The 21,885-nt window shown below is 38.4% G+C and carries 17 protein-coding genes; 7 read left to right on the top strand and 10 right to left on the bottom strand.

Translation table 11 applies throughout. The features are described 5' to 3' along the window. The first annotated feature begins 68 nt into the window (after positions 1-68). Positions 69-3,389 carry a T9SS type B sorting domain-containing protein gene (locus RMO03_RS12110; protein ID WP_309642365.1) on the top strand — a complete coding sequence of 1,107 codons (3,321 nt, stop codon included), beginning with the start codon at positions 69-71 and terminating at the stop codon, positions 3,387-3,389. Positions 3,390-3,474: 85 nt separating this feature from the next. On the opposite strand, the gene RMO03_RS12105 is transcribed toward RMO03_RS12110, so the two are convergent. From RMO03_RS12105 to holA, 3 genes are all read right to left on the bottom strand, one after another. After that, on the bottom strand, positions 3,475-3,666 hold the full coding sequence (locus tag RMO03_RS12105; protein WP_309642364.1) for a hypothetical protein: 192 nt from the start codon (positions 3,664-3,666) through the stop codon (positions 3,475-3,477). A gap of 96 nt (positions 3,667-3,762) precedes the next feature. Beyond that, positions 3,763-3,939: a CAL67264 family membrane protein gene (locus RMO03_RS12100; RefSeq protein WP_309642421.1), complete on the bottom strand. Its 177-nt coding sequence runs from the start codon at positions 3,937-3,939 to the stop codon at positions 3,763-3,765. A 73-nt stretch (positions 3,940-4,012) separates the two neighbouring features. Continuing rightward, positions 4,013-5,017: a DNA polymerase III subunit delta gene (gene holA, locus RMO03_RS12095; protein WP_309642363.1), complete on the bottom strand. Its 1,005-nt coding sequence runs from the start codon at positions 5,015-5,017 to the stop codon at positions 4,013-4,015. A gap of 197 nt (positions 5,018-5,214) precedes the next feature. On the opposite strand from holA, the gene RMO03_RS12090 reads away from it, so the two are divergent. From RMO03_RS12090 to RMO03_RS12080, 3 genes are all read left to right on the top strand, one after another. Further along, complete coding sequence (locus RMO03_RS12090) at positions 5,215-5,667, top strand: type I restriction enzyme HsdR N-terminal domain-containing protein (protein WP_309642362.1); 453 nt, start codon at positions 5,215-5,217, stop codon at positions 5,665-5,667. Between the two features lie 66 nt (positions 5,668-5,733). Beyond that, positions 5,734-6,726 carry a glycosyltransferase family 2 protein gene (locus RMO03_RS12085; RefSeq protein ID WP_309642361.1) on the top strand — a complete coding sequence of 331 codons (993 nt, stop codon included), beginning with the start codon at positions 5,734-5,736 and terminating at the stop codon, positions 6,724-6,726. A 111-nt stretch (positions 6,727-6,837) separates the two neighbouring features. Continuing rightward, positions 6,838-7,677: an OmpA family protein gene (locus RMO03_RS12080; RefSeq protein WP_309642360.1), complete on the top strand. Its 840-nt coding sequence runs from the start codon at positions 6,838-6,840 to the stop codon at positions 7,675-7,677. 86 nt (positions 7,678-7,763) lie between these two features. Here the strand turns inward: RMO03_RS12080 and RMO03_RS12075 are convergent, their stop codons facing one another. From RMO03_RS12075 to RMO03_RS12060, 4 genes are all read right to left on the bottom strand, one after another. Beyond that, complete coding sequence (locus RMO03_RS12075; RefSeq protein ID WP_309642359.1) at positions 7,764-8,384, bottom strand: L-threonylcarbamoyladenylate synthase; 621 nt, start codon at positions 8,382-8,384, stop codon at positions 7,764-7,766. A gap of 64 nt (positions 8,385-8,448) precedes the next feature. Further along, entirely contained in the window at positions 8,449-10,773 is a 2,325-nt protein-coding gene (locus RMO03_RS12070) for a UvrD-helicase domain-containing protein (protein WP_309642358.1), read from the bottom strand. Between the two features lie 150 nt (positions 10,774-10,923). Further along, the gene (locus tag RMO03_RS12065; protein ID WP_309642357.1) at positions 10,924-12,129 is read right to left on the bottom strand and encodes a carboxypeptidase-like regulatory domain-containing protein; all 1,206 of its coding nucleotides are present in this window, start codon (positions 12,127-12,129) and stop codon (positions 10,924-10,926) included. Between the two features lie 51 nt (positions 12,130-12,180). Beyond that, entirely contained in the window at positions 12,181-13,524 is a 1,344-nt protein-coding gene (locus RMO03_RS12060) for a peptide-N-glycosidase F-related protein (RefSeq protein WP_309642356.1), read from the bottom strand. A 128-nt stretch (positions 13,525-13,652) separates the two neighbouring features. On the opposite strand from RMO03_RS12060, the gene RMO03_RS12055 reads away from it, so the two are divergent. Further along, the gene (locus RMO03_RS12055; protein WP_309642355.1) at positions 13,653-14,174 is read left to right on the top strand and encodes a hypothetical protein; all 522 of its coding nucleotides are present in this window, start codon (positions 13,653-13,655) and stop codon (positions 14,172-14,174) included. A gap of 120 nt (positions 14,175-14,294) precedes the next feature. Here the strand turns inward: RMO03_RS12055 and guaB are convergent, their stop codons facing one another. Next, the gene (guaB, locus tag RMO03_RS12050) at positions 14,295-15,767 is read right to left on the bottom strand and encodes an IMP dehydrogenase (RefSeq protein WP_309642354.1); all 1,473 of its coding nucleotides are present in this window, start codon (positions 15,765-15,767) and stop codon (positions 14,295-14,297) included. A gap of 155 nt (positions 15,768-15,922) precedes the next feature. Here guaB and RMO03_RS12045 point away from each other — a divergent pair, with 155 nt between their 5' ends. Beyond that, complete coding sequence (locus RMO03_RS12045) at positions 15,923-18,415, top strand: cation-translocating P-type ATPase (RefSeq protein WP_309642353.1); 2,493 nt, start codon at positions 15,923-15,925, stop codon at positions 18,413-18,415. Positions 18,416-18,557: 142 nt separating this feature from the next. On the opposite strand, the gene RMO03_RS12040 is transcribed toward RMO03_RS12045, so the two are convergent. Beyond that, the gene (locus RMO03_RS12040) at positions 18,558-19,421 is read right to left on the bottom strand and encodes a hydroxymethylglutaryl-CoA lyase (protein WP_309642352.1); all 864 of its coding nucleotides are present in this window, start codon (positions 19,419-19,421) and stop codon (positions 18,558-18,560) included. A gap of 45 nt (positions 19,422-19,466) precedes the next feature. Beyond that, entirely contained in the window at positions 19,467-20,489 is a 1,023-nt protein-coding gene (locus RMO03_RS12035) for a quinone-dependent dihydroorotate dehydrogenase (RefSeq protein ID WP_309642351.1), read from the bottom strand. A 115-nt stretch (positions 20,490-20,604) separates the two neighbouring features. Here RMO03_RS12035 and xerA point away from each other — a divergent pair, with 115 nt between their 5' ends. Continuing rightward, positions 20,605-21,648, top strand: a complete 1,044-nt coding sequence (gene xerA, locus RMO03_RS12030; protein WP_309642350.1) for a site-specific tyrosine recombinase/integron integrase — start codon at positions 20,605-20,607, stop codon at positions 21,646-21,648. The last annotated feature ends 237 nt before the right edge of the window (positions 21,649-21,885 follow it).

Below are 21,885 nucleotides of genomic sequence, written 5' to 3'. Positions count from 1 at the left end.
TGTTTTTCATTAAAGTGGACACAAATATAGTTTTAAATGCAAAGAATTCAAAAGATGTTTAATTGTTAATGAATACTACTTATATTTGGCGTCATACATCCTTTGGTATGGGTAAAAAAATAGTATTCCTTTTCATTTTAATTCCATTCATTTCTTTCGGGCAATGCTTGACTTGTGCCAAAAATTTCGGTTCCTGGACTGACGACTTTGTATACGATTATAAGAAAAGTGTAGACGGCATTTATTTTATGGGAAGCGGGCTCATTAATAAATACGACTTTAATTGTAATTTACTTTGGAGCAAGACATTAGGCGCAAATAAAATGACTTCAGACGATCAAGGAAACATATATGTCCTGACAACATATTCTGGTTCAATTCCAGTAACTATCAGTGGATTACTATTCTTTCCCGGCCTAACGCTTTTAAAGTTTGACACCAATGGCAATTTCATCTGGAGCAGGTCGCTGGGCTTGGGCATTAATTACGGCATGCGGGATGTTTATTTTAATAATGGCAATTTGTATGTAACAGGCACCTTTGTACAGAGTATTACCATATGCAATCAAATTACTTTGAGTTTTACTTACAATGGGGATGAAAAAGCATTTGTTGCAAAACTAAATCTTGCGGGAGATTTATTAGACGCCAAAGAATTCGGAGATGGTCACAACACATATGCTACTTCTGAAATTGACACTAACGGCAATATATACCTGTCGAGTTATAAAAGAGGTTCGAACGCGCATTCAGATCTGTATAAGATTAACAGTAATCTTCAATTGGATTGGTCGGTCCAGATTTCCAATGATGCGAACGGTCCGGCTCAGTCGATTTATGAGCCGAGGTATCTGCATTTTAATCCGATAAACAATAAATTGTATCTGTGGGGCCACTTAAGGGATGATGTTACCATACTCGGCAATTTGATACCGGGCAACACTAGTGGCGAACAAAGGAGTATCTTAACCGAATTCAACGTACAGAATGGGGCACTCGAAAGATTTAAAAAAATCAATAATACCTCATTGAACTGGGGCAATTATGTCAATCCCATAGCAAGCGCTTACATGGCAGAGAAAAACAACGATCTTTATATCCTGACAAATTTCAGGAATTACCTGCAATTTACGAGTTCAACCATTGCAAGCTCGCCGGGTATTAATGGTCGTAATTATGACCTGGTTTTATTCAAGGTTGATTTAGCGAGTTTTGCTACAAGCTTTGTATTGAAATCATCCAGTAACCCAAACGATGCATATGGACCTTCTCAGGATATGGCCGCTCCGATGTTTTTCATCAATGACAGCCTTTATTTGTCTTCAACTTTTGAAAGCAAACCATTAACAATCAATGGTACAGCGATAAATAACAACAGCGGGAATGGCGATTCAGATGCAATGTTTTACAGGTACGATCTAAATGGTCAAAATACCACTGACGCTATTGATGTCAATACCACATGCCTGACTGAAGCAACAAATTTCAATTTAAGCGGAAGTTTTGATACTATCAATTGGGATTTTGCAGATCCGGCTTCGGGAAGCAACTCCGCCGCCATTAATAATCCCCAGCATCAGTTTTCGACACCCGGAAATTACCATGTAACAGCCACCGTTACTTGCGGAGCCAATACGCAAACTTTATTTACGGATGTTGTAATCGATAATAAACCGACTATTACTGCGATAAGTCCGTTAAGCGAATGCGAAACAATTTCGGGTTCAGGAATCTCTTCCGCATTTAATACTTCAACCATCCAATCACAATTGATCGGAATCCAGCAAAATACAACCGTTGAATATCGAAATTCCAATGGAATCATTTTACCGAGCCCGCTTCCAAACCCATACACCAATACGACCGTTGGTGGAGATTTGATAACTGCCCGGGTTTTCTTTACGAATAATCCTGATTGTTACATTGAGACAACGATTCAGTTCAACACGCTACCAAGGTCGCTTTCTCCAACGATGGCAAGTCCACAAAAATTCTGCATTCAGCAAAATGCCACATTAAATGATATTGTTATAACAGGTTCGAATATTAAATGGTATGATGCAGCCACAGCAGGAAATTTGTTAGCCGGAAGCACCGTTTTACAGGATAGTATTACATATTATGCCTCCCAAACGCTTATTGGCTGTGAAAGTTTGAGGGTTCCCGTGGTTATAAAAATTCAAAATACCGCAACACCAACAGGTACTGATCAGTCTTTTTGCGCTACACAGAATAATACTTTGAATGATGTCATTGTAAACGGAACCGCGATTCAATGGTTTAATTCCTTGAGCAGCACTCTGCCACTTCCCGCTTCTACGCTATTGACAAATAATACAACCTATTATGCCATGCAAACTGTCGATGGTTGCGAAAGCATTGGCCGGCTTGCTGTTGCCATTAGTTTAATTTATACTTTGAATGCTTCAAATTATGCCACAAATGTTTGTGATGAGGACAATGACGGCAATGAAGATGTTGTTTTATCTGATTTTGATAGTTTTATGATTATGCCAACAACGGGCAACATTTTTACTTATTATAGCTCAGCGAATGGTGCCGAGAATCAAATCGCATCGGAACAGATTGGCGTCGACCGTTCTTTGAATATTGGTTTGAATTCTATATACGTTAGAATAGACGCCAGCAGTGGATGCCATCAGGTTGTAACGCTACAACTCACCTTAGTGAGCAAACCTGTAATTACGATATTGGATGAGCTGGCAATTTGTGAAGACACAAGAAGAATAATAGTGACCGCAGATACCGGTTTCGACAGTTATGCCTGGTCTACCGGTGCAACTTCTTCCTCAATTATAGTCACGCAACCAGGGAATTACTGGATAACCGTTTCTCAGAATCATGGTCCGGTCGTTTGCGCCACTACGCATAATTTCACGGTTGCCTTGTCTAATGCTCCAACCATAACTTCGATAGACACTATTGATTGGACAGATAATCAAAATAGCATCATTGTAAATTTAAGCGCCACCAGTTTAGGCAATTATGAATATTCTATTGATGGTACCACGTTTCAGGACAGTAATGTTTTTTCAGGATTATTAAACGGCGAGTATATCGTTACCGTAAAAGATAAAAATGGTTGTGGATTGGATACAAAAGAAGTCCATCTGCTTAATTATGCTAAATTTTTCACTCCAAACGGCGATGGTTATAATGACAATTGGCATGTGGAATTTGCGGAATTTGAACCCAACTTTGAAGCAAAAATATTCGACCGCTACGGAAAATTATTAAAAGTATTGGGCAATATCGGGTTTTGGGACGGAACCTTTAATGGAAAATTACTGCCCTCTGATGACTATTGGTTCTACGTTACCCGAAATGATGGCAAAATATATAAAGGCCATTTTGCTTTAAAAAGGTAATCCTATTTTTTCCCGGTTGCATTAGCCGCCGACAATCACGCCGCCATTGATGTGAATCACCTGCCCTGTCATATAACTGCTGTCGTCACAAGCTAGAAAAATGCAATGCGACACTTCGGACGATACCACTATCCGCTCCGGTAATTAAGGCGATTTTGTTTCTTAATTTCGCGCTTCCCTTATAGGATTTCCTTATGATTTCAGGTTGGGGATGCATTTTGGATTCGCGACCCGGCGCTTTTTGACGCTGTTCTGGAAATTGGATTGGCTTTGACATCTTCGGTTGATTTTAAAAATTATCATGTCCATAAAATTAACCCATACCATCAAAAATTCATAACGCTTTAATGTTTTGTTAAGATGGTTTTATAAATCACACCCTGCCTTTGAGTGCATTGAAAACCCAGGCATTGGCGAAGAAACCTACACCGACAGCTACGAAACCCCAGCCAGCTACATCATCATACCGGAAAGCACCTAAGGCAATCAGGATTAATCCCATGACAATCATGATTAATGTTGCCCAGCCCAGAACGGTATTTTTATTCATCATGCTAATTTCATTTTAATTTTAGAGGCACAAATATCGGGAATATTACTCGAAATTTTTACGGTTTTTATAATCAATTAAAAACACTCACCAACATTTCCTTGAGCAAATCATGATTGGGTAACGCATTAGCACCAACACCTTTACTCTTCACATCAATATCACGCAGTTTGGCTACAACAGCACTCACTTTTTTCATCGGATAATTTTTCAGGGCAATATCATAATCCTTCAAAAAATAAGGGTTCACTTTAAGCACCGAAGCCACATTTTTAGGATTTCTGTCTTTCAAACCATGATACTGCAACAGATTCACAAAAAAGCTAAACACCAAACTAGTCGTCACTACCATCGGATTGTCTTTCGGGTTATCGGCAAAATACTGTGCAATTTGATACGCCTTCAATTGGTTCCGATCGCCAATCGCTTTGCGCAATTCAAACACATTATAATCCTTACTAAACCCGATATTGTCTTCAATATGCTTGGCGGTAATGGTGCTGCCTTTGGGAATGATGATTTGCAGTTTCTCAAGTTCATTATTAATTTTACTCAAATCCGTTCCCAAAAATTCCAACAACATCGCCGCAGCTTTAGGCTCAATAGCATAATTTTTTCCTTGCAAAACCCGCTTAATCCAATCGCCAATTTGGTTTTCGTAGAGTTTTTTACTCTCATAAACGAGTCCATGTTTGTCTAAAAGTTTAGTAACTTTTTTGCGTTTATCTAAAGTTTTATATTTATAACAAACTACCAAAACCGTCGATGGCATGGGGTTTTCAGCATAACTTTCTAACTTGTCGATGGTTTTGGTCAAGTCCTGCGCTTCCTTTACAATCACCACTTGTCGTTCGGCCATCATTGGATAACGCTTGCAGGTAGATATAATATCTTCCACCGAAACATCGCGCCCATAAAGCACGGTTTGGTTGAAGCCTTTCTCTTCTTCACTGAGCACATTTTCCTCAATAAAATCAGACAATTTATCAATATAATAAGGCTCCTCACCCATCAAAAAATAAATCGGTTTGATGTTACCGTTTTTAATATCGTTTACAATTTTTACAACTTCATCCATTGATTTTATTATTATTTAGGAGCTATTTCCCGCTATCATTCCAATCTTTTGCGCCGAACGCCGGCACAAAAGGATTTTCCCTTCTATCGGGGCTAGGGCAATCTGCTACTAAGATTATAAGACTGTAAGATTTTAAGATTGTGCTGTCTTAAAGTCTCACAGTCTCAAAATCCAAAAATCTTATTTACTTTTACCACATGCAAAAACTCCATTTTCCAACCTATAACTTTCGTTTCAAAAATAGTGAAAATAAAGTCGCTATTTTCGACGAAATCCGGAAAAAATTTGTGATTCTTACACCTGAAGAATGGGTGCGCCAACACGTAGTGCAGTATTTGTTAACCGAAAAAAACTACCCGAAATCCTACATCAACGTAGAAAAAGTATTGAAAATTAACGGCTTAACCAAACGCTACGATGTCGTGGTTTTCAATGCCGACGGTTCGATTTTCCTCTTGGTAGAATGCAAAGCGCCTGAAGTCAAAATCACCCAAACCACCTTCGACCAAATCGCGCGATACAACCTCACGATGAAAGCGCAATATTTGATGGTAACCAACGGACAGAATCATTACTTTTGCCAAATGGATTTTGAAAAAGAACAATATGTCTTTTTAAAAGAATTGCCGGAAAGGATTATAGGATTGTAAGACTGCAAGATTATCCAAAATCTTAAAATCTTAATGTCTTAAAGTCTAAAAATCTTAAAGTCTAAAATGAAAATCGCAGTAGTCATCCTAAACTGGAACGGTCGAAAATTGCTGGAAAAATTCCTGCCATCAGTCGTTCAATATTCGTCCGAAGCCAGCATTTATGTTGCTGATAACGCGTCGACGGATTATTCTGTTGCTTTTGTAAAATCGAAATTTCCTACCATACAAATCATCCAAAATCAAAGCAACCTGGGTTTTGCCGGCGGTTATAACGAAGCATTGAAAAATGTCGATGCTGATATTTACGCATTGGTCAATTCCGATATTGAAGTAACCGAAAATTGGCTGCAATCGATTACTGAAAAATTTCAAAACGAACCACAAACCGCGATCATTCAACCCAAAATTCTCGATTACAAAAACAAAGATTATTTCGAATATGCTGGCGCTGCCGGTGGATTCATCGACCAATATGGCTATCCGTTTTGTCGTGGGCGTATATTCGAAACTGTCGAAAAAGACACGCACCAATACGATGATGAAACAGCAATTTTCTGGGCTTCAGGCGCGTGTTTCTTTATCCGAAAATCGGTGTTTGATGCACTAAAAGGTTTCGATTCGGATTTCTTTGCACATCAAGAAGAAATCGATTTGTGTTGGCGCGCTTTCAATACCGGACATCAAACACAATACACTTCAAAATCAGTCGTATACCACGTTGGCGGTGCTACATTGCAACAAGGAAATCCAAGAAAAACATTTCTAAATTTCAGGAACTCGTTATTAATGCTCGTCAAAAACCTACCGAAGTCAAGTTTATTTCAAATACTTTTCACACGTTTCCTTTTAGACGGATTGGCCGGCATTCAATTTTTATTCAAGGGAAAACCACTTCATACTCTCGCCATCATAAAAGCCCATTTTTCATTTTACGGTATGTTTTCTAAAAATTATAAAAAGAGAAATGACAAACAATTTCCCAATTATTACATAACAAAAAGCATTATCTACCGTTACTTTATTAAGAACAACACTATATTTGCAAAAATTTTTTAACATTAGTTTAAGTCGTTTTCTTTAACATTCAATATTTAATGATTTAAATTTGAAAAATAAACTTTTTGTACAACAACAAACATCTTTAATACAAACTCAAAATTTTAGACCATGAAAAAAATCCTTTTCGCCTTATCGTTATTGGCATTAATATCCACTACTTCGTGTGGAACCAAAAAGAAAATTGCCGAATTAGAGAAACAAAACAAAGATTGCCAAGATTTGTTGAACTCAACAACCGTAAAACTCAACCTTTGTCTTACTGAAAAAGCAGCCATGTCAAGCCAAGTGGATTTCCTTAAGAAGAACAATTCCGATTTGATAAACAACATGGGCAATATGACAACCCTCACTACGCAAGGTGCAACGAACATCGAAAAAGCGTTGGAAACCATCAAAGAAAAAGATTTGAAAATCACCAGAATGCAAGATGCCTTGACCAAAAAAGACAGCGTAACTTTAGCCTTGGTTACGAGTCTTAAAAGTTCCGTAGGCATTTCAGATCCGGACATTGAAGTGAATGTAGAAAAAGGGGTAGTTTTCATTTCGATTGCTGATAAATTGCTTTTCAAAAGCGGAAGCTATATGGTCAGCGACAGAGCCAAAGAAGTACTAGCGAAAGTAGCGAAAGTCATCAATGACAAACCCACTTTTGAATGTATGGTGGAAGGTCATACTGACAACGTTCCATTCACAGGAAATGCAATCTTAATCGACAACTGGGATTTGAGCGTAAAACGTTCGACAGCCATCGTAAGAGTTTTAACCAAAGAATTAAAAGTCAATCCAGCGCAATTGATTGCTGCGGGAAGAGGCGAATTTATTCCATTGGTTGAAAATAACTCTGCAGACAACAGATCCAAAAACAGAAGAACTCGTGTGGTGATTCTACCAAAAATCGATGAGTTTTATGATATGATTGAAAAAGAAATGAAGAAACCGACGAAGTAGTAATCAGTGTTCAGTACTGAAGTGTTCAGTGATTTAGTTTATAAAAAACGTCTTGTTAATCAAGGCGTTTTTTTTTGCCTAGTAATTTAAAAAATATCCACATCGCCTTTTCCTTCGCGAACAACCACCGGTTCATATCCCGACAAATCAATAATAGTCGAACCCATATTATCACCGTAACCACCATCGATTACTACATCCACAAGGTTTTGCCATTTCTCGAAAATCAATTCGGGATCGGTCGAATATTCTAAAACCTCATCTTCATCATGAATTGAAGTTGATACAATTGGATTGCCTAACATCTTTACGATTTCTAATGCGATGTTGTTATCTGGAACCCGAATTCCGACCGTTGTTTTCTTTTTGAATTCTTTTGGAAGGTTGTTATTTCCGGGTAAAATAAAAGTATAAGGCCCGGGCAACGTGCGTTTGAGTAATTTGAATGTAGATGTATCAATCTGTTTCACATAATCTGACAAGTTGCTCAAATCGTGACATATAAATGAGAAATTGGCTTTCTCGAGTTTGATGCCTTTGATTTTAGCAATGCGCTCCAAAGCTTTAGAATTGGTGATATCGCAACCCAAACCATAAACGGTATCCGTTGGATAAATGACTAAGCCACCATTTTTTAAAACATCAACCACCTTTTTGATGGCGGACTCGTTGGGTTTGTCTTCGTATATTTTGATGAATTGCGACATTTCGATTGTTGGATTGTTAGATATTTAGATTGCTTCGCCAGTTCGCTGACGCTCGTGTGTTAGATTATCCTATAACGTCGAGTTTTGCGAAACGCAACAATAGTTTTTTAATACCGCCAACTTCAAAACGGATTTCCGCTTTTTTGTCTGCGCCTACGCCTTCGAGATTGATGACTTCACCTTTGCCAAAACGCTCGTGCATGACCACATTTCCAACTGTTAATTTTGAATCAAATAAATTCGGTGCATTGGAAGGCGCATTACCGGAAACCGGTTTTAATTTTCGAATGATCGCTGTAGGTTCTTCACCGTATTTTTTTGGAGGCGAACTACTTACAGGTTTAGCCAAACGCAATTTCGATTTGTCGATGTCGCCAAAAATATCGGTATCAATCATCGGTTTGTAACGATAATTACTTTCTTCTACAGACAAATATTCGAGATACTGTGAGTCGATTTCATCAATAAAACGCGACGGTTCACTGTCGGTTAATTTCCCCCAACGGTAACGCGATTGCGCATAAGTCAAATAAGCTTGTTTTTCCGCTCTGGTTAAAGCTACATAAAACAAACGACGCTCTTCTTCGAGTTCATTTCTAGTACTAATACTCATAGCACTTGGAAACAAATCTTCTTCCATACCGACTACAAACACATATGGAAATTCTAATCCTTTCGCCAAGTGAATCGTCATCAACGCTACCCTATCATCATCGCCGGTATCTTTATCTAAATCGGTAGCCAAGGCCACATCTTCGAGGAATTCAGACAAAGCACCACGAGCACCATCAACTTCTTTTTGGCCTTCCGTGAAGTCTTTTATACCATTGAGCAATTCTTCAATGTTTTCAATGCGAGCAATACCTTCAGGCGTAGCATCTTTCTTTAATTCCTGCACCAATCCGGTTTTTTTCGTCACATGATCGGCAAGGTAAAACGCATCTTGATTTTGATTAATGACTTGGAAACTCTGAATCATCGTCACAAAATCCTGCAACTTGGCTTTGGTTCCGGAGTTTAATTTCAAATCAATTTTATCGATGTTTTGCATTACTTCAAAAACCGAACGTTTGTAATGATTCGCGGCAATGGTAAGCTTCTCCACCGTCGTATCGCCAATGCCTCGCGCGGGATAATTAATCACACGAATCAATGCTTCTTCATCTTTAGGATTAATCACCAAACGCAAATAACACAACACATCTTTGATTTCTTTTCTTTGATAGAACGACAATCCTCCATAAATTCTATACGGAATATCACGTTTTCTAAGCGCATCTTCCATAGCACGTGATTGTGCATTGGTTCGATACAAAATCGCAAACTGACCATTCATCATTTGGTTGAGCATCTTCTGCTCCCATATCGTGCTCGCAACATAACGCCCTTCCTCACTATCGGTAATGCTTCGATGCACTTTGATTTTATTTCCCAAATCATTGGCGGTCCAAACGACTTTATCCAATCGGGTTTTGTTTTTTTCAATAATCGAATTGGCCGCTTCAACGATATTTTTCGTCGAGCGATAATTCTGTTCAAGGCGATAGGTTTTTACATTGTCATAATCCTTTTGAAAATTCAAAATGTTATTGATGTTGGCGCCACGAAATGCATAAATACTTTGCGCATCATCACCAACGACACAAATATTTTGAAACCGATCCGATAAAGCACGAACAATCAAATACTGCGAATGGTTGGTATCTTGGTACTCATCGACCAAAATATACCGAAACCGATCTTGGTATTTCGCCAACACATCGGGAAAACGATTCAGTAATTCGTTGGTTTTCAATAATAAATCATCAAAATCCATCGCACCGGCTTTAAAACAGCGATCGACATAATTTTGATAAATCTCACCCAAACGCGGTTTCTTCGACATCGCATCCGATTCTTGCAATTCGGGATTATTGAAATAGGCTTTCACCGTAATCAAACTGTTTTTATAAGAGGAAATCCGACCTAAAACTTGCTTCGGTTTATAAATATCTTTATCCAACTGCATTTCTTTGATAATCGCTGAAATCAATCGCACGCTATCTTGGGTATCGTAAATCGTAAAGTTCGATGGATAACCCAGTTTATCGGCTTCCGCGCGCAGGATACGGGCGAATACCGAGTGAAAGGTTCCCATCCATAAATTCTTGGCTTCATTCGTTCCGACAATTTGTGCGATACGACTTTTCATTTCACGTGCCGCTTTGTTCGTAAAGGTCAATGCCAAAATACTGAACGCATCAACACCCAAGCTCATCAGATAAGCAATTCTAACGGTGAGTACACGCGTCTTTCCAGAGCCAGCGCCAGCAATAATAATCATCGGCCCGTCTTTCTGGAGAACAGGCTCTTGTTGGGCTTCGTTAAGTTGATTGATATATTGTTGCATTCTTGAGTTACTGAGTTACTGAGTTGCTGAGTTACTGAGTTAACTTAGACAGCATGCAAAAATACACATTTAGTAGTGAGGAACGAAAGTGAGTTTTCAACATTTGTGAAAATAAATCTAACTCGGGTTGCATAGATTAATTTTGTGAAATTATTCTGATTTTGGTACACCGTAAACTGCTTTTTCAAGGGAAGAAATTACTCTTTCTTCTTCATCGGTTAATACAATGGCGTTGTTTTTTTGCCAAAATTTACCATTGCAACTGGTTGGCTTATCATAAAGATATTTCTTTTTATAAACCTCTTTTTTATTGTAAGTCAGGTCGTCTTTTTCGAAATCGGTTACAATCAAATCACTTCTGGATTCTACAAGTTCATTATATTTTTTTGTCCACGTTTTATATTTAACGAATCTGTTGTTATGCGACAATACATAATTATTGGTCATTTTATATACTGCTTTGACCTTCATGTCCAACATTGACGCATGCATACCCAAAAAACTGATTGTTCTCGCAAAGGATTTGTGTGATGCTGCGTAATGCAAATCGAATTCGTAAATCAATTTGGTTTCAGGGTCATAGATTACAGTACCTTCAAACAATGGTTTTTCAATGTCTTTTTTGGGCTCTATGATGATGGCATACAATTGATGACCTTCAGCATTCTTTCTAGATTTTAAAGAGAGTTCATAGTTTTCAAGGTTCTTTTCTTTTAAAATATTGCGTTCTAAAAACTCAAAACTATAACTATTGAAAATCCCTCGTTGTACATTGAGCGTAGGGCTTAACTGTTCGTCTTCTTCCTCATCGGTTGTGGTCAAAGAAAAAGAACGGTTTTGCTTCACAATCAAATCAGTTTTTGTCTTTTTCGAGCCGCCGCTAGCGTGATAATCCAACAATGCATCGGAGAATTTTTTGTATTTATTATCGACTTTTACAAATTCCCTGTAATAAGTATGCAACACAATTGGCTTATTGAAACGGGCTTTAGATGCATCAATAACATCCTGCATCACTTGTTCCAAGGGAACTTTCGTCACAATCACTTCCTCTATAGTTTCTTCGCTTTGTTCTAATAGAATCGTTTTGGTTTCTTCTTTAAATTCCGTTACGGGAATCACCATCGTTTTATAACCCAAATACGTTATTCCAATCGTTGCCGTTTGGGGAACAGTCATTTGAAAGTCCCCTTCTTCATTGGAAATGGTTCCAAGTCCAGAATGCTGAACGCCAACCGAAGCAGCAATAATGGGTTCTTTGGTGATGGCATCTTTTATGATACCGCGAATCGCAATATTTTGAGCCACAGTAGTAAAACAAAAAAGCAATGTTATGATGGCGTATACATTTTTCATTAGGCAGTGTTTTGATTTAAATTAATTAAGAAATTTTCGACAGAACCCAACTTAATTTTTAATGACTTTCTCTGTTACTTTCATGTTGTTTTCGAATTCAATTTGAAGCAAATACAACCCTTTCGAAAAACTAGAAATATCGATACGCTTCAGATTTCCTTCATACACTTTTTGCCCTATCGAATTGACGATAACGCTGTTTTTAATACTTTCTCCCGAATCAATCGTAATAAAATCTGAAGTCGGATTTGGGAAAACAGCATATTCAACCATCGTTGGATGATCCAAACCCAATGCAGTATTGGTTCCTTGCAAGTACAAAGAAATTGGAAAATACCCTTCTCCTCCAGTAAAAACAGCAGTAGGAACACTGATTCTAAAATTATGAGTTCCGGCAATTATAGTTCCCATAACCAATTTTCGGATGGGTATATTATAGCCTGGACACCAGTTACTAAACGATTGCCATTGGGCATCGGTTCTTGGTGTTGCTCCATAAATTCCATTGCCTTGTGTATTGTATACTCGGTACGGTTCACATGTTAATTCACCCGGTCTGTAATTTAAAATATTAGTGGTAAAATTGTCAAAATAGATATAATGTCTTCTTCTAACATATTCTTCGCCACCGGAATTAGCGCCATGATTTGAAGTAATCAAATAAAAACTGGCATCGGCAATATCCGTCGGCAAATTCATACTGATGGTTCTCACCGTCGTTCCAACAGCATCGGAAGCACCCACTTGGTAATTATTCAAATAGTTTTTAAAATTTAAAGGCAAAATAAAATTATCGCTTGAAGTAAAAGGATTCGAATCAGACACCAATGCCAAAGTGCCAAAAAACACACTATTGATTCCCGCACATCCGGCCACTTGGGTTTGTGCTGCATAAGGAACTCCAAAAACTTCAAACTCTATCCAGAAATCATAAGCGGCTATCAATGCAGGATCTTTAAAGATTTTCGCCATATTGTCGATATTAAAAGTATAAGGAACTTCAAAAGGCGCAATATTTTTATTCATGAAAGGCGTAATAAATCGGGCCAATTCAAATTTAGGTACCGCATTGGTATCATACGTTGTAGCATCTTTAGGTACAAAAGCCAAATTGACATTCCCAATACGATCGTAATTATCACAATCCGCTTTTATCGTAACATTAAGCGTCATCGTGCTACCAAAAGCCAACAGTTCTTCTGGGGAAAGTTTTTTGGCATACAAATCATTTCGATGGCGGATAATGCCATCAGGAACGGGTTGATTTACAACAGCCGCGTAGCCGTCATAAAAACGAATTTGATCGAAAACCGTGAGTGTTGTAGTTTGCGCTATTGCATTAAAAGCAATACAATTGAAAATAGCAACAAAAAGAATGAGTAGTGTTTTTTTCATAATGGTTTAGTTTCTGTAAAAATATCTAAAATTTTATTAGGAATCTTTTATCCTTTAATTATTTTTAATGGATAAAAAAAATGAAAGTAATGTTTTACTTTTGCCAACACTAAAACAAAATATTTCCCATGAACGCTGATAAAATCCTAGAATTGTTATTTTACACGATACCGTCATTAATTACCGGTGGCGTAGCTTATTATTTATTCACAGCTTATTTCAATGACCAACAAAATACCCGACGCTGGTTGTTGCAAAAGGAAAATCAAAAAGATGCTTTGCCATTGCGACTTCAAGCATTCGAACGCATGGCTTTGTTTCTCGAACGCATCAATCCAACGAAATTATTGATTCGCATCAAACCGCTTTCTCAAGATAAAAACGACTATGAAAACTTGGTCATCGCACAAATCGAACAAGAATTCGATCACAACTTAACCCAACAAATCTACATGACCGACGAATGTTGGACAATAATCGTAACGGCAAAAAATGCCACAATCCAAATGATCCGCAAAGCCAACATGAGCGAACGCGTAGACAGCGCCGACAAACTGCGTGAAACCATCTTAAGCGATTTAATGGAAAAAGCGACACCAAGCAGTGCCGCTATGAGTTATTTGAAGAATGAGTTGAAGGATTTTCTTTAGAAGCCGGGAACCTGCTATCCGCCATATCTTTTGCGCCGAACGCCGGCACAAAAGGATAAATGCTCCTATCAGGGCTAGGCTTTTCATAAACCAAGACGAACTCAGAAACTCAGGTACTCTTTATCTAGAATAATTCGGGGCTTCTTTAGTAATCGTCACATTATGCGGATGACTTTCATTAATGCCACTTGCAGTTATTCTTACAAACCTTCCAGTATCTTGTAAAGTCGGAATATCCTTAGAACCGCAATAACCCATTCCGGCACGCAGTCCACCAATGAATTGTTGCATGCTTTCATTCAATTCGCCTTTGTATGGAACACGACCTACAATTCCTTCAGGAACTAATTTCTTCACATCGTCTTCCACATCCTGAAAATAACGGTCTTTTGAACCTTCCTGCATAGCTTCAACGGAACCCATTCCGCGATAAGATTTAAATTTTCGCCCCTCAAAAATAATGGTTTCTCCAGGTGATTCTTTCGTTCCCGCCAACAACGAACCCAGCATCACAGAATCGGCACCGGCAGCAATCGCTTTTGGAATATCGCCCGTATAACGAATCCCACCATCAGCAATTACAGGAACACCACTGCCTTTAATCGCAGCAGCGACTTCAAGCACCGCAGAAAATTGTGGAAATCCAACACCGGCTACTACACGAGTAGTACAAATAGAACCTGGACCAATACCGACTTTCACACCATCAGCACCATGATCAACAAGGAATTTTGCAGCTTCTGCCGTAGCAATATTGCCAACAATAACATCAAGTTTTGGGAATTTTGCTTTGACTTCTTTCAAAACACGAACTACACCTTCTGTATGTCCGTGTGCCGTATCAATGATAATCGCATCAACACCAGCATTGACCAATGCTTGCGCTCTTTCAACGGCATCACCAGTAACACCAATTGCTGCAGCTACACGCAAACGCCCAAATACATCTTTATTGGCAATAGGTTTTTGGGTGAGTTTGGTAATATCTCTAAACGTAATCAATCCAACCAATTTATAATCGGCATTGACCACAGGAAGCTTCTCGATTTTATAACCTTGTAAAACAACTTCAGCTTGTTCGAGTGAAGTGCCTTCTGCAACAGTAATTAAATTTTCACTTGTCATTACCTCAACAATCGGACGTGCATTGTCTTTCTCGAAACGCAAATCTCGATTGGTGACAATTCCCTTTAAAATTTTCTGATCATCAACAATTGGAATCCCACCAATGCCGAATTCTTTCATCGCATTTTTGGCATCTGCAACATTAGCCGTCAAAGGTAAAGTCACCGGATCGATAATCATCCCAGATTCAGCACGTTTTACTTTGCGCACCTTCGCAGCTTGTTGTTCAATAGTCATATTCTTATGCAACACTCCAATACCACCTTCTTGCGCCATAGCAATCGCCATGGAACTTTCAGTCACCGTATCCATAGCAGCAGAAACGATTGGTACATTAAGTGTAATATTCCGTGAAAATTTCGATTGAATACTGACTTCGCGCGGTAATACATTAGAATAATTGGGAACGAGAAGTACATCGTCGTAGGTTAATCCTTCACCGACAATTTTGGAGTTGTGTGCCTTCATTGCAATTTGTAGTTGTAGTTAAATTGCGAGCAAATATAGACAATTTTAAGCGGAATAGTGTAATAATATTATCATAAAAATAATTAAATTGCAGCAAGTAAACGATTGAAAAAGAAAAAACTTCCCTCAATCTTAACTGCACCTAAATCGTGATTATGACAGCACAAAACCAAACTATATCAGGGCTTTCAGAAAGCGAAGTACTACAATCCAGAATCAAAAACGGTAGCAATTCTTTAGAACATCAAGAAAAAAACCACTTGTTACATTCGCTCATAGAAATGGTTAAAGAACCCATGTTTCTATTGCTGGTTGCAGCGACCACCATTTATTTTATCACGGGCGATTATGGTGACGGGATTTTTATGGCTGCCGCAATTCTTTTGGTTTCCACCATTTCGTTGTATCAAGAATCTCGGAGTCAAAATGCCATCGAAAACTTGCGAAAATTATCACAGCCAAAAAGCAAAGTGATTCGCAACGGAGATCTCACCGAAATATTAAGCGATGAAATTGTCATAGGCGACTGCATGCAAGTCGAAGAAGGTACCTTTATTCCAGCAGATGGCATGATTCTACAATCCAATGATTTTTCGGTGAATGAATCGATACTCACCGGAGAATCGCTTGCTGTTTTTAAAAATTCCGATTCCGAAAACAACCAAGTTTTTCAAGGAACTATTACTGCCAGCGGTTTAGCCATTTGCCAAGTAACCGCAATTGGCAACCAAACCCAACTCGGAAAAATTGGCAGCAACATCGCTTCCATTGAAGAAGAAAAAACACCACTACAAATTCAGATTGGCAACTTCGTCAAAAAAATGTCGATCATTGGACTGATTATTTTTGCCATTGTATGGGGCATTAATTACTATCATTCACAGCAACTTTTAGAGAGCTTGCTCAAAGCGCTTACGATTGCCATGAGTGTCATTCCCGAAGAAATTCCGGTGGCTTTCACCTCGTTTATGGCTTTAGGTGCTTGGCGTTTGATGAAGATGGGCATTATTGTCAAACAAACCAAAACCGTAGAAACTTTAGGAAGTGCTACCGTAATTTGCACCGATAAAACGGGAACAATCACCGAGAATAAAATGGCGTTGGCCCAATGGTATACGTTGGCCGATAATGCGATTCAAAATCCTAAAGAAAAACTTAATCAAACCGACCAAGAACTGTTGAGTTTGTCGATGTGGTCGAGCGAACCCATTCCTTTCGACGCCATGGAAGTCGCATTGCACGAAGCCTACTCCAAAATGAAAATTAAAGATGAACGTCCTCATTATAAATTAATACACGAATACCCATTGAGTGGCAAACCACCAATGATGACGCATGTTTTTGAGAATGCTAAAGGCAATCGAATCATCGCCGCCAAAGGGGCACCAGAAGCATTAATCGCCTGTTCGAAGCTTTCCAAAAAAGAAACCCAACAAATTCTTGCCGCTATAGATACTATGACCCATGAAGGTTATCGCGTATTGGGCGTTGGTGTAGCGGAATTTTCAGGCAAAAATTACCCCAAAACACAACAAGAATTCGCCTTTCATTTTAAAGGATTGGTGGCTTTTTATGATCCGCCGAAAGCCAATATCAAATCGGTTTTTGAAACATTTTACAAAGCCGGCATCGACGTGAAAATTGTCACCGGAGATAATGCCGCAACCACAACAACCATTGCGAACCAAATTGATTTTAAAAACACAACCGATGTTTTAAATGGCGATGCATTGATGGCCATGAGCGACAAAGTTTTAAAAACAAAAGTCATGGAAACCAGCATCTTCACCAGAATGTTTCCCGAAGCCAAACTCAAAATCATCAAAGCATTAAAAGACAACAACCAAATAGTAGCAATGACTGGTGATGGCGTAAATGACGGACCGGCTTTAAAGTCAGCACACATCGGAATAGCCATGGGTAAAAAAGGTACTGAGATAGCCAAAGATGCCGCAAATTTAATCTTGATTGACGATGATTTTGCCAAGATGGTGGACGCGATTGCGATGGGAAGAAAGATTTACCTCAACTTGAAAAAAGCCATCCAATATATCATATCGATTCACATTCCGATTATATTAATCGTCTTTATTCCACTGGCTTTGGGTTGGATGTATCCCAACATTTTTACTCCGGTACATATTATATTTTTGGAAGTAATTATGGGGCCAACTTGCTCTATTATCTATGAAAACGAACCTATGGAAAGCAATCTGATGCTGCAAAAACCAAGACCGCTAAGCAATACTTTTTTCAATTGGAAAGAAATCCTGATTAGCATCATTCAAGGTTTGGTGATTACGTTGGGACTACTATTTGTATATCAATATTGCCTTGCGGAAAACTGCACCGAAGCACAAACGAGAACCACGGTTTTCCTAACATTAATCGTTTCCAATATCATTTTGACGCTAGAAAACAGATCGTTTTATTACTCGATTTTCACTACCATTCGATACAAAAACAATTTAGTCCCAATGATTATTGGAGTTACCATTTTGATTACATCGTTGCTATTGTTTATACCAGCCTTTTCAATGTTTTTTGCTTTCGATGCCATCACGACAGCACAATTAGCCATGAGCATTTTAGTCGGCAGTGTAGCCGTATTGTGGATTGAAATCTATAAGTGGATTAAAAGACGATAGCCTAGCCCGGATTACCTCACCGAGTTTCTATTTTTTATAGGTGTTCGGTGAATGCTACGCATTTGAAGGGAAAATCCTTGGCATTGGGAGATTGCCACGCAAGCTCGCAATGACAAGATTGGAATGATAGCCGGATTAGCTTCTAATGAAACTCGCCAAACAACTTCGAAGCTTCATTATAACTGCTTTCGAAACTCATCGGACTAGTGTTCGTATTTTCCTTTTGCGCAGTGAAATACGACAGCAATTTCTCAGTCGGCATATTACCCGTCAAGTCATCAGTAGCCATCGGACAACCTCCAAAACCCTGAATAGCGCCATCATAACGACGACAACCAGCCTTATAAGCAGCATCGATTTTCTCGAACCATTTGTCAGGCGTAGTATGCAAATGCGCACCAAACTCGATTTGCGGATATTGTGGAATCAGATTCGAAAACAAATACGTAATAACATCGGGCGTAGAACTACCAACCGTATCCGAAAGCGACAATATCTTGACGCCCATAAGGGATAATTTCTCGGTCCACTCGCCCACTATTTCCACATTCCACGGATCGCCATAAGGATTCCCAAAACCCATCGACAGATAAGCCACAACTTCCTTATTGCTTTGATCAGCAATGCTTAAAATTTCTTGCAAAGTGACCAACGATTCAGCAATAGTTTTATGCGTATTCCGCATTTGAAAGTTCTCAGAAATCGAAAACGGAAAACCCAAATACTGAATCTCTTGGTATTGTGAAGCCGAAATCGCGCCTTGCGTATTGGCAATAATAGCGAGCAATTTACTAGTAGTTTGTGACAAATCGAGTGCTGCCAAAACTTCAGCCGTATCTTGCATTTGCGGAATGGCTTTGGGTGAAACGAAGCTTCCGAAATCGAGCGTATCAAAACCAACTCGCAACAACGATTGAATATACGCAACCTTTCTTTCAGTAGGAATAAAAGGTTTGATGCCTTGCATGGCGTCGCGTGGACATTCGATAATTTTGATTGGTGTCATTTGAGGTGCTAAGGTTCTGAGGTACTAAGGTTTTGAGTCGCTAATTTAGGAAGTTTTTTTTAGAATTGCCTTATTGATTTTTTTAATCAGACTTGGGCCTTCGTAGATGAAACCTGTATACAATTGCACCAAACTCGCACCCGCTTCGAGTTTTTCGAGCGCGTCTTGCGCCGAGTGAATGCCACCTACTCCAATAATCGGAAAGGCTTTGTTGTTGTTTTCGGAAAGAAATCGAATGACTTCAGTAGCTCTTTTGGTTAGTGGTTTTCCTGAAAGTCCACCGGTTTCGTTTTTATTTTCAGATTGTAAACCTTCGCGTGAAATGGTAGTATTAGTAGCAATAACGCCTGCAATTTTTGTGGTTTTTACAATATAAATAATATCCAAAAGTTGCTCATCGGTCAAATCAGGAGCGATTTTCAAGAGTATAGGTTTAGCTTTTGGCTTGGTTTCATTCTTATTTTGAAGCGTTTGTAGCAATTCCGTCAATGGCTTTTTATCTTGTAGTTCACGTAAATTCGGCGTATTCGGCGAACTCACATTAACCACAAAATAATCAACAACATCATACAAAGCATCAAAGCAAATTTCATAATCAGAGGTAGCTTCCTCATTTGGTGTCAATTTATTTTTGCCAATATTGCCGCCAATCAAAACACCTTTATTTTGTTGCAGTCGCAAAACAGCCGCATCAACGCCACCATTATTAAAACCCATACGATTGATAATCGCCTGATCTTCTTTCAATCGGAACAGTCGCTTTTTAGGGTTGCCTTCTTGAGGTTTTGGTGTCAGTGTTCCGATTTCGATAAACCCAAATCCAAAGTTAGAAAGTTCTTCATAGAGCTTGGCGTCTTTATCGAAACCTGCTGCGAGTCCAACCGGATTTTTGAATTTCAATCCAAATACTTCACGTTCCAATCGACTATCATCCACTAGATAAAGCCATCGAAATAATGAAGTAAAACCCGGAATTTTAGACAATCGACGAATCCAAGTGAACGTAAAATAATGCACTTTTTCAGGATCAAACCAAAAAAGTATCGGACGAATTAGGAGTTTGTACATAGTTGCGTTGTTGTCATGCAAAAATAACATTCTACAATAAAAAGAAAAGGCATCATCGATTTATTATTTTTTATATCTTTAATTTTAATTACAAGCCTTTAAAATTAATTACGCCATGAAATGGAAAGCCAAACTGATCATCCACAAATCCGAGAAACGCATTGCCGTTTTTTTTGAAAAAAATCCAATACTTATCGAGCGAATCAAAGCCATTGAAGATGCGCGATGGAGCCAGTCCTTTATGGCTTGGCATGTTCCGAATACCGAAGAAAACAGATATCGTTTTCAAATTGATGTTGCACCGCTGAAGATTCCAACGGTAGATAATCTGGAGCAAGTTCAGAAATTCAAAAACTGGTTGTCATCGAAACGCTACAGTCAAAACACCATTAAAACCTACACCGAATGTTTAGGTCAATTTCTATATTTTTTTAAAGACAAAATGGTTACGGAAATCACGAATGATGACCTTATCCAGTTTAATAATGATTATATTTTGAAGAAGAATTTATCGCCTTCGTATCAGAATCAAATCGTTAATGCGATCAAGCTATTTTACTCAACAATACAAAACAAGCAAATTGAAATAAGCAGTATTCACCGGCCAAAAAGAGCCAAATTATTACCGAATGTATTGAGTAAAGAAGAAGTAAAACTCATTTTAAATGCTCACGTAAATTTGAAACATCGAGTAATGTTGTGCCTGATATACAGTTGTGGGCTTCGTCGTGGTGAGTTATTAAATCTAAAACCCGCCGACATTGATTCTAAAAGAAACCTAATTTTTATTCATCAAGCGAAAGGAAGAAAGGACCGAATAGCACCATTATCTACAAAAATCTTAAGCATGTTACGTGAATATTATATAGGCTACAAACCCAAAGTTTGGTTGTTCGAAGGGCATAACAAAGGCGAACCTTATTCAGAAAAAGGCCTGCAAAGTGTATTAAAATTCGCATTAGAAAAAGCCGGAATACAAAAGCCTGTTTCGCTGCATTGGCTTCGTCATAGTTATGCAACACATCTATTAGAAAGTGGCACAGATTTGCGTTATATTCAAGAATTATTAGGCCATAACAGTAGTAAAACCACCGAAATATATACGCATGTTAGTACAAAAAATTTGCAACAAATCAGAAGCCCATTTGACGACTTATAAATAGTTAGTATATTAGCAAAATAAACACTCTATAATTACATACATATCCATTCTAGAAAAGGTGTTTTTGAATGCTTTTTGTGGATGTATATGTGAGTTGTCGGCAACCGCATGACAACCGGAATCCAAAAGTTCGCTTGGAAAGTGTTACCTGAAAATTGGAGTGGAAATTAACTGGAAAGTTGATGGCTATTTGTAGAAGTTGACTGCAAATCAAAAGTCAAAAATGATGGCAAA

Origin of the sequence: Flavobacterium sp., assembly GCF_031411595.1 — a bacterium.
Taxonomy (GTDB): domain Bacteria; phylum Bacteroidota; class Bacteroidia; order Flavobacteriales; family Flavobacteriaceae; genus Flavobacterium.
Note: the sequence above shows the minus strand (reverse complement) of the source record. Positions and strands in the feature narration are given on the sequence as shown.